This window comes from Bacillus sp. EKM501B, assembly GCF_011800505.1.
In the GTDB taxonomy this organism is placed as follows: domain Bacteria; phylum Bacillota; class Bacilli; order Bacillales; family Bacillaceae_G; genus Bacillus_A; species Bacillus_A cereus.
Window position 1 is genome coordinate 698,094 of sequence record NZ_JAALFZ010000001.1, and the last position, 14,737, is coordinate 712,830.

Consider the following 14,737-nt stretch of genomic DNA (forward strand, 5'->3'; position numbering starts at 1 on the left):
CCACTATACTAATGGATGTCATAACGTTTGGGTAATCGCTGCAACGCCAACGTTGTAGAGGAAAGTCCATGCTCGCACGGCCTGAGATGGCTGTAGTGTTCGTGCCTAGCCAATTCATAAGCTAGGGTATTCTGGCTGTAATGCTGGTTTAACGGCAGGGAAAAAACCTAAGTCCTTTCGGATATGGTTTGACTACCTTTAAAGTGCCACAGTGACGAAGTCCTTGAAGAAATGATAGGAGTGGAACGAGGTAAACCCCACGAGCGAGAAACCCAAATAATGGTAGGGGAATCTTTTCCAAGGAAATGAACGACGGGAAAGGACAGGTTTTATAACCTGTAGATAGATGATTGCCACCGGAGTACGAGGCGTGGGCCGTTTGTAGTACAAAGGAACAGAACATGGCTTACAGAACGTTATGAACCAACTATGAAATAACTCAGCTCTCCTTTGTTAGAGGAGGGCTTTTTATTTGTATGAAGTTATAAAGTATGAGTTAAAATGGTTAATGAGAAAATTTTTCGTGAAATGTAATGATTAATAGGACCAATTGCTATTAATTATTGTTTGAATATACATAAGAGGTGAATGCAAATGGGAAAAGTTACTTTAATTGCAACAGCGGCAATGGGTATTGAAGCGTTAGTTGCCCGAGAAGTTCGCGATCTTGGTTATGAATGTCAAGTAGAAAACAGCAAAGTAACATTTGAAGCAGATGAAAAGGCGATTTGTCGTACGAATTTATGGTTACGTACTGCGGACCGTGTAAAAATTAAAGTTGGCGAATTTAAAGCAACAACATTTGATGAGCTATTTGAAAAAACGAAAGCATTAAACTGGGGAGATTATATTCCAGAGAATGGTGAATTCCCTGTTATCGGAAAATCTTTAAAATCTGAATTATTCAGTGTTTCGGATTGCCAACGTATCGTTAAAAAAGCTGTCGTTGAAAAATTAAAAACAACATATAAACGTACAACTTGGTTTGAAGAAGATGGCCCGTTATTCCGTATCGAGATTGCAATGCTAAAGGATATTGCGACATTAACAATTGATGCGAGCGGTGTTGGACTTCATAAACGTGGATACCGTATGGATCAAGGGGAAGCTCCGTTAAAAGAAACATTAGCTGCGTCTTTAATTAAATTAACAAACTGGAAGCCGGATCGTCCATTTGTTGATCCATTCTGTGGATCAGGTACAATTCCGATTGAAGCAGCATTAATTGGACAAAACATTGCACCAGGATTTAACCGTGGTTTCGCATCTGACGAGTGGGGCTGGGTAGGTAAACAAAACTGGCGTGAAGCTCGTCAAGAAGCTGAAGATTTAGCGAACTATGATCAACAATTACAAATCATTGGATCCGATATTGATCATCGTATGATTCGAGTTGCTCAAGATAACGCAGAAGAAGTAGGCTTGGGCGATTTAATTACATTTAAACAAATGCAAGTAAAAGATTTCACAACAAAAGAGGATTATGGCTACGTTGTAACGAATCCTCCATACGGAGAACGTTTAAGTGAAAAAGCACTTGTTGAACAATTGTACAAAGAAATGGGACAAGTATTCCGCCCATTAGATACATGGTCAGCGTATGTATTAACAAGCTACGAAGCATTTGAGAAGTGTTACGGAAAAGAAGCGTCGAAGAAGCGTAAGCTGTTTAACGGATTTATCCGTACAGATTACTACCAATACTTCGGAAAACGTCCACCGCGTAATTCATAGTATAAAACTCCTCCAGCGCGCATATACTGGCTATTATGTAATGCGTAAAGGAGGAAGTGATATGGATAATTTCCAATTATCAATGATTCAAAAAGCTATTCACCGTACGTATGATGAGCTCGGAAAAGAAGTGGATAGTCAAGATGCGATTGTAGATGAAATACAAAAAGCACAAGAAGAATATTTGTCAGCTCTTTCACATGAAACAGCGATTGATAAAAGGTATTTAAAGTCATTAATATAGAAGAAAATTTTCCTTTTTCGAAAGGAAAATTTTTTTTCGTGTATTTATATGTATGGCAACAGGGGAAAGTAGCTGCACACATATGAGTAGCGGTTGCTATTATCTTTTTATAGAAAAACTTTTTGGTTGGAGGCTAAGGATGTTTACTGAGAAGAGATTACCATTTGAAGTAGGAAAACAAGACAATTTTTATGATAAGTTGAATGAGTGGATTGGAGATGTGTTTTACGACATCCTTCCGGAAAAAGGTTTTGAAGAGCGTGATGAACAAATTTTTATGGCGTTTCAATTAGAGCGTGCTTTCCAAGAAAAGAAAGTTATGTTCGCAGAAGCGGGTGTAGGAACAGGGAAAACTATTGTATATCTTCTATATGCAATTTGCTATGCGCGTTATACTGGAAAACCAGCTATAATTGCTTGTGCAGATGAAACGTTAATTGAGCAGCTTGTGAAAGAAGAAGGGGACATTGCTAAGTTATCTGAAGCATTAGGGCTATCTGTTGATGTAAGGCTTGCAAAATCAATGGATAATTATTTATGCTTACGTAAACTTGAAGATGTTATGAGTGGACGAGCTCCAGAAGTAATTGAAGACGTATATTATGAATTACCACAATTCGTATTTGATCATGGTACGATGCAAAACTTTACTCACTATGGTGACCGAAAAGAATTTCCACTATTAAATGACGAAGAATGGTCAAAAGTAAATTGGGATTACTTCCAAGATTGCTTCACTTGTGATTCTCGTCATCGTTGCGGTCAAACTCTTTCTCGTGAACATTATCGTAAAGCAGCAGATTTAATTATTTGTTCTCAAGATTTTTATATGGATCATATTTGGACGTACGATGCTCGAAAGCGTGAAGGACAAATTCCATTATTACCAGAAAGTAGTTGTGTTGTATTCGATGAAGGACATCTTGTAGAATATGCAGCTCAAAAAGCTTTAACATATCGTTTAAAGCAAACGATGATGGAGCAACTTTTAACGAGATTATTACAAAACGATATTCGTGAAGAGTTTGCACATTTAGTAGAAGAAACAATTTGGCAAACAGAGCGATTCTTTGATGTGTTACAAGAAAACAAAAAAGAAATTGCCGGTTCTGATCGTTTAGAAATTACTGTGACAGAAAAAGTAACAGCTGAAGCAAAACGACTTTATGCGAAAATTGGTGAAGTCGGTGATGCGTTAGTATTTGAAAGTGAAATGCATACAGTAAATACGTATGATTTAAATATCGTTGATGAACATTTAGATGTATTAGAACATTCACTTCGTCTATTCATGCATGAGAAAAATGTAATTACATGGGGTGAAGAAGGTGATGGAGCCTTCACGTTAGTAATTATGCCACGTGCAGTTGAAGAAGTATTACAAGAGAAAGTATTCTCGAAGAAAATCCCGTATATCTTCTCATCTGCTACATTATCTAATAACGATTCATTCGCATTTACAGCAAATAGCCTGGGGGTAAAAGATTACTTATCATTCTCAGTTGCCTCACCATTTGATTATGAAGAGCAAATGGCAGTAAACTTACTATCGCATACGAAAGAAAATGAGTGGGAAAGAAAGTGTCAATATACACTTGAAAATATACAGAAAACAAACGGACGTACACTTGTATTATTCCGTACAACGCAAGAACTTGCAGCTTTTAAAGAATATGTAAGTAAAGAACAAATGTCAGTTCCGTTCCTATATGAAGGGGATCAAGAAATTAGTCAGCTCGTTTCTCGCTTCCAAAATGAAGAAGAGACTGTACTTTGTGCCGTTCATTTATGGGAAGGTTTAGACATTCCTGGTTCATCATTATCACATGTTATCATTTGGTCATTACCATTCCCTCCAAACGATCCTGTGTTTGAAGCGAAGCGTAAACATGTGAATGACCCGTTCTGGGATGTAGATGTACCATATATGATTTTACGTCTTCGTCAAGGGATTGGTCGTTTAATTCGTACGAGCGACGATAAAGGTGCTATATCAATCTTCTTATCTGATACAGAAGATGAGAAAGTGGTAGAAGCGGTGAAAAACGTACTACCGGTAGAAGGTAAAGAATTATAAGGAGAAAGCTTGGCGCTTGCCAAGCTTTTTTTCTATTATAAAAGGAATTTAGATTTCCGTGTCGAATTAAGTTTGAGGTAGAAAAGGGAGGTTTTTATACGATGACAGTAGCTACATATGAAGTAGAAAAACAATTTTTAACATATGTGAAGAAGATACAAAATTACGGAGAAGCATTAAGTTTAATGTTTTGGGACTTAAGAACAGGGGCGCCTAAAAAAGGTGTTGATCAACGTTCAGAAGTAATTGGTATGCTTTCATCCGAAGTGTTTGCTATGTCGACTTCAGATGAGATGGGGAACTATTTAACAGAGCTTGAAGCTTTAATACGTGAAGATAAACTTTCTGAAACGACGAAGAAAATGGTTGAAGAGTGTCGGAAAGAATATGATAGAAATAAGAAAATTCCACAAGCGGAATACGAAGCGTATGTGAAATTAGAAGCGAAAGCAGAGAGTGTGTGGGAAGAAGCTCGCGAAAAATCTGATTTCGAAATGTTCCGCCCGTACTTAGAAAAAATTGTTGAATTTAAAAAGAAATTTATTACATATTGGGGTTACGAAACATATAAATACAATACATTATTAGACATGTATGAGCCAGGTATTACAGTAGAAGTTTTAGATCACGTATTTGGTCAACTTCGTGAGCGCATCGTGCCGCTTGTAAAAGAAATCTCTGAGTCTAAAAAAGGATTAAAAACAAGTGCTTTATCGGAAAATTTTTCAAAAGAAAAACAAAAGAACTTTACATTAGAACTATTAAAGCAATTGAATTATGACTTTGAAGCAGGCCGTCTTGATGAAACAGTACATCCATTCGAGATTACATTAAATAGAGGGGATGTTCGTATTACGACACGCTATGACGAAAAGGATTTCCGCATGGCTGTGTTTGGAACAATTCATGAATGTGGTCATGCTGTATATGAACAAAATATTTCAGAGAAATTTGAAGGTACACCGTTATGTAGTGGAACATCTATGGGTATTCATGAGTCACAATCGTTATTCTTTGAGAACTTTATCGGCCGTAATAAATCATTCTGGAAGAAAAATTATGATTTATTAAAAGAGTATAGCAATGGTCAATTTGATGATATGTCAGTCGATGAATTTTATGATGCAATTAACGAATCGAAGCCGTCATTCATTCGTATAGAAGCAGATGAGCTTACATACCCGCTTCATGTTATGGTGCGTTATGAATTAGAGAAAGAATTATTTGATGGTACATTACAAGTGAAGGACTTACCAGCAGCTTGGAATGATAAGATGGAAGCATATTTAGGAATTCGTCCGGAAAATGATGCGCAAGGTGTATTGCAAGATGTTCACTGGGCTGGTGGCTCATTTGGATACTTCCCATCTTATGCGCTTGGTTACATGTATGCAGCGCAATTTAAGCAAAGAATGTTAAAAGACATTCCGAACTTTGATGCATTATTAGAAGAAGGAAACGTAACACCAATTCGTGAATGGTTAACAGAACATATTCACCAATATGGTAAAACGAAAAAGCCACTTGAAATTTTAGAAGATGTAACAGGCGAAGGCTTAAATGCAAACTACTTAGCCGATTATTTAGAAACGAAATATAAAGAGATTTATGAGTTGTAAAAAAAAGAGCTGCTTAATTGCAGCTCTTTTTATTAAAGGGGATGAGAGAATGGGGTATACATATACAGTAATGAAGCAAGAAGAAGCGGAGGAAATCGCGTATAACTGGCATTATGAAGGGGAATATTCTTTTTACGATATAGAGGCAGATGAAGAAGATTTAGCTGAGTTTTTAGAGGGTGAGAGTAGAGGGAATCATGTATTTTCTGTGAAAGAAAATGGTACTCTCATTGGGTTCTTTACGGTTTGTAAAATAAATAATGGAACGGTTGAGATAGGACTTGGAATGAGACCTGATATAACTGGCAATGGATTTGGTTTACAGTTCGTGAATGCTGGACTAGCTTTTAGCAAAGAAAAATACGGATGCAAATATATAACACTATCAGTAGCGACATTTAATGAGAGAGCGATAAAAGTGTATAAAAGGGCGGGATTTGAAGCGGTTGGAACGTTTATACAGAAAACAAATGGTGGTTGTTTTGAGTTCTTGAAAATGAACTATATATGTAAACGTGATTAAAAAACAGAGGGATCTTCTGTTTTTTTATTTTGATTTAGAAATATATGATACATATTTTTTACTTGTTGTAATTGAGAGTTTTGAAATTTTGGTAGAGGGTGTGTATGATAGAAGTTTAGTAGCAAATAGTAGGTTTAGCAAGGAAGGGTAGAGGTAGTATGATTACAATTAAAACGAAAAATGAAATAGATTTGATGCATGAATCTGGAAAATTACTTGCTTCATGTCATAAAGAAATTGCGAAAATGATAAAGCCAGGTATAACGACACAAGAGATTGATACGTTTGTTGAAATGTATTTAAAAAAGCATGGTGCCACATCTGAACAGAAAGGTTACAACGGGTATCCATATGCGATATGTGCATCTGTAAACGATGAAATGTGTCATGCGTTTCCGGCCGATGTTCCTTTAACTGAGGGTAATATTGTAACAATTGACACGGTAGTAAACTTAAATGGGGGTCTTTCAGATTCTGCTTGGACGTATAGAGTTGGAAAAGTTTCTGATGAAGCAGAAAAGTTGTTGTTAGTAGCTGAGAATGCTTTGTATAAAGGGATTGATCAGGCGGTAATTGGTAATCATGTAGGAGACATTGGCTATGCAATTGAAAGTTATGTAACAAATGAAGGTTTTTCTGTCGCAAGAGACTTTACGGGACATGGGATTGGTAAAGAGATTCATGAAGAACCAGCAATTTTTCATTTTGGGAAACAAGGACAAGGACCTCAGTTACAAGAAGGAATGGTAATTACAATTGAACCGATTGTAAATATAGGTATGCGATATTCTAAAGTAGATTTAAATGGGTGGACTGTACGAACGATGGACGGGAAATTATCAGCTCAATATGAGCATACAATTGCGATTACAAAAGATGGGCCAATCATTTTAACGAAGTTGTAATTGGGAATGAAAGAGTTTGCAAAACTCGAACAAAGATAGTGGTTTTTAAAAATTTGTACGTGTTTTTTTGATAAATGCTTTTCAAAGCATAAAAAGTACGTTATAATCCTTCTATAAAATAAATAGTTAGCTACACTCATATAATCGCGGGGATATGGCCTGCAAGTTTCTACCGAAGTACCGTAAATACTTTGACTATGAGTGAGGACGAATATAATTGCTTGTTTAGCATTCTTTTTTTGCGAAACTCCAAAAGCGCGTCTCTCACTTGTAACGAGTGGTGGCGGCTTTTGGAGTTTTTTTATTGCATAAGAGGGGGAACAAACATGAAAGTATTACAAGAAAAGATTTTGAACGAAGGAAAGGTTTTATCTGGTGACGTATTAAAGGTAGATGCTTTTTTAAATCATCAAATTGATCCAGTACTTATGCAAGAAATCGGAAAAGAATTTGCTAAACGTTTTAAAGAAGAGAACATTACAAAAATCGTGACGATTGAATCTTCAGGCATTGCACCATCGGTTATGGCTGCATTAGAGCTTGGTGTAAAAGTAATTTTTGCACGAAAACGTAAATCGTTAACGTTACAAGATAATATGTACGTTGCAAACGTATATTCATTTACAAAACAAGAAACAAATGAAATTTCATTATCTCGAAATCATATCGATGAAAATGATCGTGTATTAATCATCGATGACTTTTTAGCAAACGGTCAGGCTGCTTTAGGTTTAATGAGTTTAGTAGAGCAAGCCGGAGCGAGTATTGCAGGAATTGGAATTGTTATTGAAAAAGCATTTCAAGATGGAGGAAAGAAGCTTCGTGAACAAGGCGTTCGTGTTGAATCACTAGCAGAAATTGCATCACTTGATAACGGCACAGTTACATTTGTACAGCAAGAAACTGCGGAGGTGAAATAAACGATGAAGCAGCATCCATTTAAAATTGCATCGCTTGGTATGCAGCATATGCTTGCAATGTATGCTGGAGCAATTATCGTTCCGCTTATTGTGGGCGGTGGACTTGGTTTGAATCAAAAAGAGTTAACATATTTAGTCTCAATTGATTTATTAATGTGCGGCGTTGCGACAATTTTACAAGCACTATCAAATCGCTTTTTCGGTATTGGGCTTCCAGTTGTGCTTGGTTGTACATTTACAGCGGTTGGACCGATGATTGCGATTGGAAAACAATACGGTGTGTCTTCAATTTATGGAGCAATTATTGCTGCTGGGTTATTCGTTGTTATTTTTGCGAAATTATTTGGAAAACTTGTAAAACTGTTTCCACCTGTTGTAACAGGATCTGTCGTTACAGTAATTGGAGTTACACTTGTTCCAGCGGCAATTAATGATATGGCTGGAGGAGTAGGAAGTAAAGATTTCGGTAGTCTTGAAAATTTAGCATTAGCATTTGGTGTGTTACTATTTATCATCATTATGTATCGTTTCTTCGACGGATTTATTCGTTCAATCTCTATTTTGCTAGGTTTATTGTTCGGTACTATCGTTGCAGCGTTTATGGGGAAAGTAAGTTTGCAAGCGGTTGGAGAGGCGGATTGGTTCCACGGTATTCAACCATTTTACTTCGGTACACCAACATTTGAATTAACACCAATTATTACGATGATTTTAGTTGCTTGCGTAGGGATTGTAGAAGCAACGGGTGTATACTTTGCATTATCTGATATTTGCAATAAAAAAATCGGTGAAAAAGAATTAACAAAAGGCTATCGCGCAGAAGGATTAGCGATGGTGTTAGGTGGCATTTTCAACGCGTTCCCATATACAACATACTCTCAAAACGTAGGACTTGTTCAATTAACTGGAGTAAGAAATCGCGTTATTATTTATACTTGCGGTGGTATGTTAATCGTACTTGGTTTCATTCCTAAAATCGCAGCTATTACCACAATTATCCCAAAATCAGTACTGGGCGGTGCGATGTTAGCGATGTTCGGTATGGTTATGGCATATGGTATTAAAATGTTAAGTAGCGTTGATTTTGGTAAACAAGAAAACTTATTAATCGTTGCATGTTCTGTCGGAATTGGGCTTGGCGTAACAGTCGTTCCTACATTATTTTCACAACTTCCAGAAAGCATTCGTATTTTAACAGATAACGGAATTGTACTTGGAAGTGCGTCAGCAGTACTTTTAAATATCGTATTTAATATGGTGCCGCAGCGCAAAGTGAAAGTAGAAGAAGAGCCAGTATCTATGCAAAGTGCAGTAAGAGAAGCGTGAAAAAGCAAGGTCTCGTTATGAGACCTTGCTTTTCTTTTTAAGTGGCATTATTTTCCCGTACGTACCAAGACGCCAAATGTACTCAAGTGGCCCGTATTGGTAATGTGAAAGCCACCAGCGGCTAATAAAGATTTGTAACGTGTAGAAACTAATGCAGAATATTGGTCCAACCCATAATGGAGCAGGATAATAATTTTTAAGGAATAGACCAAATACAAGTAATGTAACAATTGTATGCGAGATGTAATTTGTTAATGCCATTCGTCCAACGTATTGGAATGGACGTAATAACGTTTGCCATTTTTCTTTTTGTAATAAACGCATGAGCGTGAAAATGTAGAATATGAATAACGTTTTTCCGCTAAACATTGTAAAGACCTGCATATAAATTGGTTCATAAAATGGTTTTGATAAGAAGTAACGGACCATGAAGAACCACATTGGTAATGTTAAAAGGAACATAATAATTTGCCATTTTTTAAGTTTTGGATCTAACTCTTTCGTGCGGCGGAAAATATCCTTTTTGCCGGCGTATAAACCAAGCAAAAATAGCCCAACTGTTTCTGGAAGCATAAGTAAATTTAATCCAATTCCATCAGCGTAAAATGCATGGAAACGATTTTGTATTTGTGACAGCCAGTCTTCTAATGGCATGATAGGTAAGGAAAAACCTAGCTCTTCCTTTGGTACCAATGCAACCGTAATACCAGCCATTAGCATAATGAATTGAAAAATACTCAATAAAACGATAGCCCATATTAAAATAGTACGAGGTTCTCTCTTATAAAATAAAAATAAGAAAAATCCAGCAATCGCATAAGTATGTAAAATGTCACCGTCCCATAAAAGAACGTAATGTAAGAAACCGAATAATAATAAAATAAGTAAGCGGCGAACAAACAAAGTTTTTGGGCGGTCGGTTTTCGCCTCAGCACGACTCATAAAAATATAAAAACCTAATCCGAATAAAAACGAAAAAATTGTATAAAATTTCGTTTGAATAAACATATCGTAAAATAGGCGAATATAGCTGTCTATCCCTTCGTAAATTCCTGAAAGATCACGTGAGTCAACCCCGGCGATAACAGGCCAATTCACAAGAAAAATACCTAGTACAGCTATGCCTCTAATAATATCGATGGAGTGTATCCTCTCGCCATGTGTGAGATTTTGCGTCATTTTTTTCCTCCTTGTTAAGTAATTCCCTTTTATTATACAAAATGTAAGATGGAGGGGATAGGCGATATTTCCATTTTTTTAAACTGTTAAGTTATGTAGGATAAGATATAATAAGAGTGCACAATAAGTTTTACCCTTTTTCAAAACAGGCAGTAAAGCTCCTTCTTATAAGGAGCTTTCTTTATGAAAAGTGTTGATAATGATTCTCTTTAATGATAAAATATATTTAAAATTGATAATCATTATCAAAAAAGGTTGGTGCGTAAGTATGGTATATACATTAGTAGCAGGTACAGTCGCTGTATATGCAGTTATTGCGAAGTATGTTTTAAATGGAGTAGGAACAGCAAAATGAGTGATATGACATAAAATCCCTTTCATTTGTAAAAAGAATGAAAGGGATTTTTTATTTTTAATGAGAATATGCTGAAAATTTAGTATGATAGTAAAGTGAAACTGTAATCAATGGGTAGGTGTAACTCTCACTGGTTATGAGCTCGCAATTAGCGGGAAAAAGTATATACATCTTGGATAAAGGGGAACAAGGGGATGACAAACATAGTACAGACAAACGGTATGAAAAAACTTGTTTGTTTTTATGAAGAGTGGCAAAAACACGGCGATGCAGAGAATAGTTTAAAGTTGTTTGAGGTGATTCAAAAATATAAACAAGAACAGCTTATGATAGCGTTCTGTGGTCACTTCTCTGCGGGGAAATCAACGATGATGAATCATCTATATAAAGCGCAGCTGTTACCAACAAGTCCAATTCCGACAAGCGCTAACGTTGTCAAAATTGAAAAAGGAATGGATCGTGTTGTTGTAACGGTTAAATCCGGAGAACAGTACGAGTATGACGGTGCATATTCAGCTGAAGAATTAAAACAAATTTGTAAAGATGGTGATGAGGTAATTGGTGTTCACATTTATCGGAATGATGCGCCAATTCCTGAAGGTGTTATGTTAGTAGATACACCAGGGATTGACTCAACAGATGATGCCCATCAATTAGCGACAGAATCAACGCTACATCTAGCAGACGTAATTTTTTATATGATGGATTATAATCACGTCCAATCGGAAGTGAATTTGCAATTTGTTAAAGAATTGAAACAACGTAATAAAACGGTTTATCTCGTTGTCAATCAAATAGATAAACATAAAGAAAATGAATTGTCGTTTGAGAATTATAAAGATAGTGTAAAGCAATCGTTCTCTAACTGGGATATTGAAGTAGATGGAGTATATTATACGTCATTACGAATGATGAACCATCCACATAATGAAATTGGAAGCTTAGAAACGTTAATTACTTCTATTATGAAAGAAAAAGAGCAGTATGTAAGGACTGGAATGGAGCGAGAAACAGAATATTTAATGGGGGAACATTTCTCGTTTATTGTTTCTGAAAATGAAAAAGCTCTTTTGAAATATGAGGAAGAGTTAGCATCACCACTTTCTATTTCAGAGGTAGTTGAAAAGAAGGAAGAGTTAACGGAAGCGAAAAATCGTGAGGCAAGTAAAGAGTCTCATGTGAGAAATGAATTTATAAAAGGCCTACAAGCTATATTAGATAACGCGTATTTAATGCCATTTGAAATGAGAGAATTGGCAAATGCGTACTTAGAAACGAAATTAACAAAGTTTAAAGTCGGTTTGCTATTTGCGAAAGGAAAGACGGAGCAAGAAAAACAAAGGCGTGTAGAGGCGTTTTATTCTGCCCTTCAAAAGACCGTTGAAACGCAGCTTGATTTTCATGTGAAGGAATTTATTGTAGCCTTTTTAAAAGAAGAAGGATTGTTCACGGAGGAAATTGGGAAAGACATATATGGGTTAGAAATTGCTTTCGGACCAGAAATGTTGGCTGAGGTAATTAAACAAGGCGCAGGTTTCACAGGTGATTACTTACTTCTTTATACAGCGGATGTAGCGAATGAACTAAAGAAGCGTTATTTTATAAAAGCACAGCAAATTTTTGATAAAAGTGCGGTCGTTTTAAAGCAAAAGGTGAGGGAAGCAGTTGCTCGTATTGAAGAAGAGATTGAAACATATACGATGTTGCAAACGGCGAAAGAAACACAATTACAATACAATAACAATTTGGCGGCATATGAAGCCTATTTACGAAATGTTTGGCACGATCATGTTGCTACGCCTGAAGGTTTGCAAATAGATGAGATATTGCAAAGGGAAAAGCAAATTGTTAGTGAGAAATTTACACTACAAGAGCAGGAAATCGTAAACGATAACGTAGCGATTCATGAAGAAGAGCTGAAAGGAACGGCGGCTTTAAATATTCAGCGGATATTAGAGAAAGTGAAAAAAGCTGAAACGATATTAGAGCCATTGCCAGCGCTGAAACATGTACAGCAAGAGGTAATAGAGAAAAGAAGACGTGTAGAAACAAAACAATTTACAGTAGCGTTATTCGGGGCATTTAGTGCTGGAAAATCATCATTTGCCAATGCCTTACTCGGTGAGAAAGTACTTCCTGTATCACCAAACCCGACGACGGCAACGATTAATCAAATTTTGCCGGTTACAGAGGAAAAACCACATGGAACAGTAATTGTTCAGTTTAAATCAAAGCAAGCGTTATTAGAAGATATGAAAGCTGTTTATAAGCTGTTTCATTATGAGATTGCTACGTTAGATGAAGCGTTAGCACAAATTGATAAAGTTATGAAATATCCTTCACCAACTGGGAAGCAAAAAACAACATTTAGCTTTTTACGAGCGGTACAAAAAGGGTATGATGCAGTTTCTACTTATTTAGGAGAACAAGTACAAGTTACATTAGAAGAGTTCTCTGATTATGTAGCGAATGAAGAGAAATCATGCTTCGTTGAGTATATGGAACTTTATTATGATTGTGCTTTAACAAGGCAGGGAGTAGCGCTTGTAGACACACCTGGAGCGGATTCTATCAATGCTCGCCATACGGATGTTGCATTTCAGTATATTAAAAACGCAGATGCTATTTTATTTGTAACATATTATAACCATGTATTCTCTCGTGCTGACCGTGAATTTTTAATTCAGCTTGGTCGTGTAAAGGATACTTTTGCCCTTGATAAAATGTTCTTCTTAATTAATGCTGCGGATTTAGCAGAGTCTGAAGAAGAACTTGAAATGGTAAAAGGTTATATCGCAGATCAGCTACTACAATACGGTATTAGAAATCCGCGTTTATTTGCAATTTCAAGTTTATGTGCGCTTGAAGAGAAACAAGGAAAGAATGTTGAAAAAGAGAAGTATGGTATTTTACAAAACTCTGGGATTACTAAGTTTGAGGAATCATTTACGTCCTTTATGATGAGAGATTTAATGCTTGTTTCTGTGCATGCTCTATATGGTGCGTTGCAAGGGGCAGATCAGCTTTTAGTAAACATGATAAAGGGTGCAAAGCAGGGGAATGAAGAGAAAGAGAAGCAAACGAAAAAATATGAAGCAGAGCGTGATCAACTACTTCATATCATTTCTTCATATAGTGTACTTGCTGAAGAACAGGCGATGCAAAATGAAGTGAAAGAGTTGCTTTATTACGTGCAACAGCGTCTATTCCTCCGCTATAATGATGTGTTTACTGAATTTATTAATCCGGCATCACTTCGAACGGATGGAAATGTGAAAACACAATTGCAACAGTGTGTTATGGAATTAGTAGCATTTATTCAGCATGATTTATTACAAGAAATGCGTGCGACATCATTACGCCTTGAAAAATGGATAGACGAAGCGATGAAGCGTGCAAAGGATGAAATTGTAGTGAACTGTAAAGTAGAAAATGAATCAATTTCTATGAATGGAACAGTGGAGTATGAATACAAAGATATTACACATAAAGAACCGTTCCCTTCAGTTGAAATAAAAGATTTCAAAAAAGCACTGGCACATTTTAAAAATGAGAAAAGCTTTTTTGAAAAGAATGACAAAGCTTTTATGCAAGAAGACGCTAAATCTGTATTAGAACCGCTCGTATCAAACTATGTAGCTGATGAAAAACATTTATTTGTTCATCATTATAAGCAAGAGTGGGATATGAAGTGGAATTTATTCCAAAAAGTGATGCAGCAAGATGTGATGAACTATTATGAAAGTATATTGTTTGCATTGGCTGAAACGATCGATGTATCTCTATATGAACAAAGTAAAGAACAATTGCAAAAGCAGTTAGTAGAGATTGAAAAAGAAATTTATGTTATATAGT

11 protein-coding genes, 1 other RNA gene and 1 riboswitch are annotated in these 14,737 nt (G+C 36.2%); of the genes, 11 read left to right on the top strand and 1 reads right to left on the bottom strand.

The features are described from left to right. Window positions 1-23: 23 nt before the first annotated feature. The 9 genes from rnpB to pbuX all read left to right on the top strand — a co-directional run bounded on the left by rnpB (window position 24) and on the right by pbuX (window position 9,348). Window positions 24-414, top strand: an RNA gene (gene rnpB / locus HFD78_RS03715) — RNase P RNA component class B. 180 nt (window positions 415-594) lie between these two features. Next, window positions 595-1,734 (top strand): THUMP domain-containing class I SAM-dependent RNA methyltransferase, encoded by a 1,140-nt coding sequence (locus HFD78_RS03720; protein WP_087948099.1) that lies wholly within the window; start codon window positions 595-597, stop codon window positions 1,732-1,734. A gap of 61 nt (window positions 1,735-1,795) precedes the next feature. Then, a complete protein-coding gene (locus HFD78_RS03725; RefSeq protein WP_000368569.1) occupies window positions 1,796-1,978 on the top strand; it encodes a DUF3921 family protein in 183 nt (60 codons plus the stop codon). Between the two features lie 139 nt (window positions 1,979-2,117). After that, window positions 2,118-4,055 (top strand): ATP-dependent DNA helicase, encoded by a 1,938-nt coding sequence (locus HFD78_RS03730; RefSeq protein WP_000493699.1) that lies wholly within the window; start codon window positions 2,118-2,120, stop codon window positions 4,053-4,055. A gap of 101 nt (window positions 4,056-4,156) precedes the next feature. Next, on the top strand, window positions 4,157-5,674 hold the full coding sequence (gene ypwA / locus HFD78_RS03735; RefSeq protein ID WP_097862912.1) for a carboxypeptidase: 1,518 nt from the start codon (window positions 4,157-4,159) through the stop codon (window positions 5,672-5,674). Between the two features lie 49 nt (window positions 5,675-5,723). Then, on the top strand, window positions 5,724-6,197 hold the full coding sequence (locus HFD78_RS03740; protein ID WP_065704481.1) for a GNAT family N-acetyltransferase: 474 nt from the start codon (window positions 5,724-5,726) through the stop codon (window positions 6,195-6,197). A gap of 158 nt (window positions 6,198-6,355) precedes the next feature. Beyond that, window positions 6,356-7,102 (top strand): type I methionyl aminopeptidase, encoded by a 747-nt coding sequence (locus HFD78_RS03745; protein WP_000628415.1) that lies wholly within the window; start codon window positions 6,356-6,358, stop codon window positions 7,100-7,102. Window positions 7,103-7,218: 116 nt separating this feature from the next. Next, a riboswitch (purine riboswitch) is annotated at window positions 7,219-7,320 on the top strand. A 108-nt stretch (window positions 7,321-7,428) separates the two neighbouring features. Further along, window positions 7,429-8,022 carry a xanthine phosphoribosyltransferase gene (locus HFD78_RS03750; RefSeq protein ID WP_000866496.1) on the top strand — a complete coding sequence of 198 codons (594 nt, stop codon included), beginning with the start codon at window positions 7,429-7,431 and terminating at the stop codon, window positions 8,020-8,022. 3 nt (window positions 8,023-8,025) lie between these two features. Then, a complete protein-coding gene (gene pbuX, locus HFD78_RS03755) occupies window positions 8,026-9,348 on the top strand; it encodes a xanthine permease PbuX (protein ID WP_000809223.1) in 1,323 nt (440 codons plus the stop codon). A gap of 15 nt (window positions 9,349-9,363) precedes the next feature. Here pbuX and HFD78_RS03760 read toward each other — a convergent pair whose 3' ends face one another. Further along, on the bottom strand, window positions 9,364-10,527 hold the full coding sequence (locus HFD78_RS03760) for a DUF418 domain-containing protein (RefSeq protein WP_000193171.1): 1,164 nt from the start codon (window positions 10,525-10,527) through the stop codon (window positions 9,364-9,366). A 190-nt stretch (window positions 10,528-10,717) separates the two neighbouring features. Here HFD78_RS03760 and HFD78_RS03765 point away from each other — a divergent pair, with 190 nt between their 5' ends. After that, window positions 10,718-10,882 carry a hypothetical protein gene (locus HFD78_RS03765; RefSeq protein WP_002100871.1) on the top strand — a complete coding sequence of 55 codons (165 nt, stop codon included), beginning with the start codon at window positions 10,718-10,720 and terminating at the stop codon, window positions 10,880-10,882. A 194-nt stretch (window positions 10,883-11,076) separates the two neighbouring features. Continuing rightward, window positions 11,077-14,736: a dynamin family protein gene (locus tag HFD78_RS03770; protein WP_097862913.1), complete on the top strand. Its 3,660-nt coding sequence runs from the start codon at window positions 11,077-11,079 to the stop codon at window positions 14,734-14,736. The last annotated feature ends 1 nt before the right edge of the window (window position 14,737 follow it).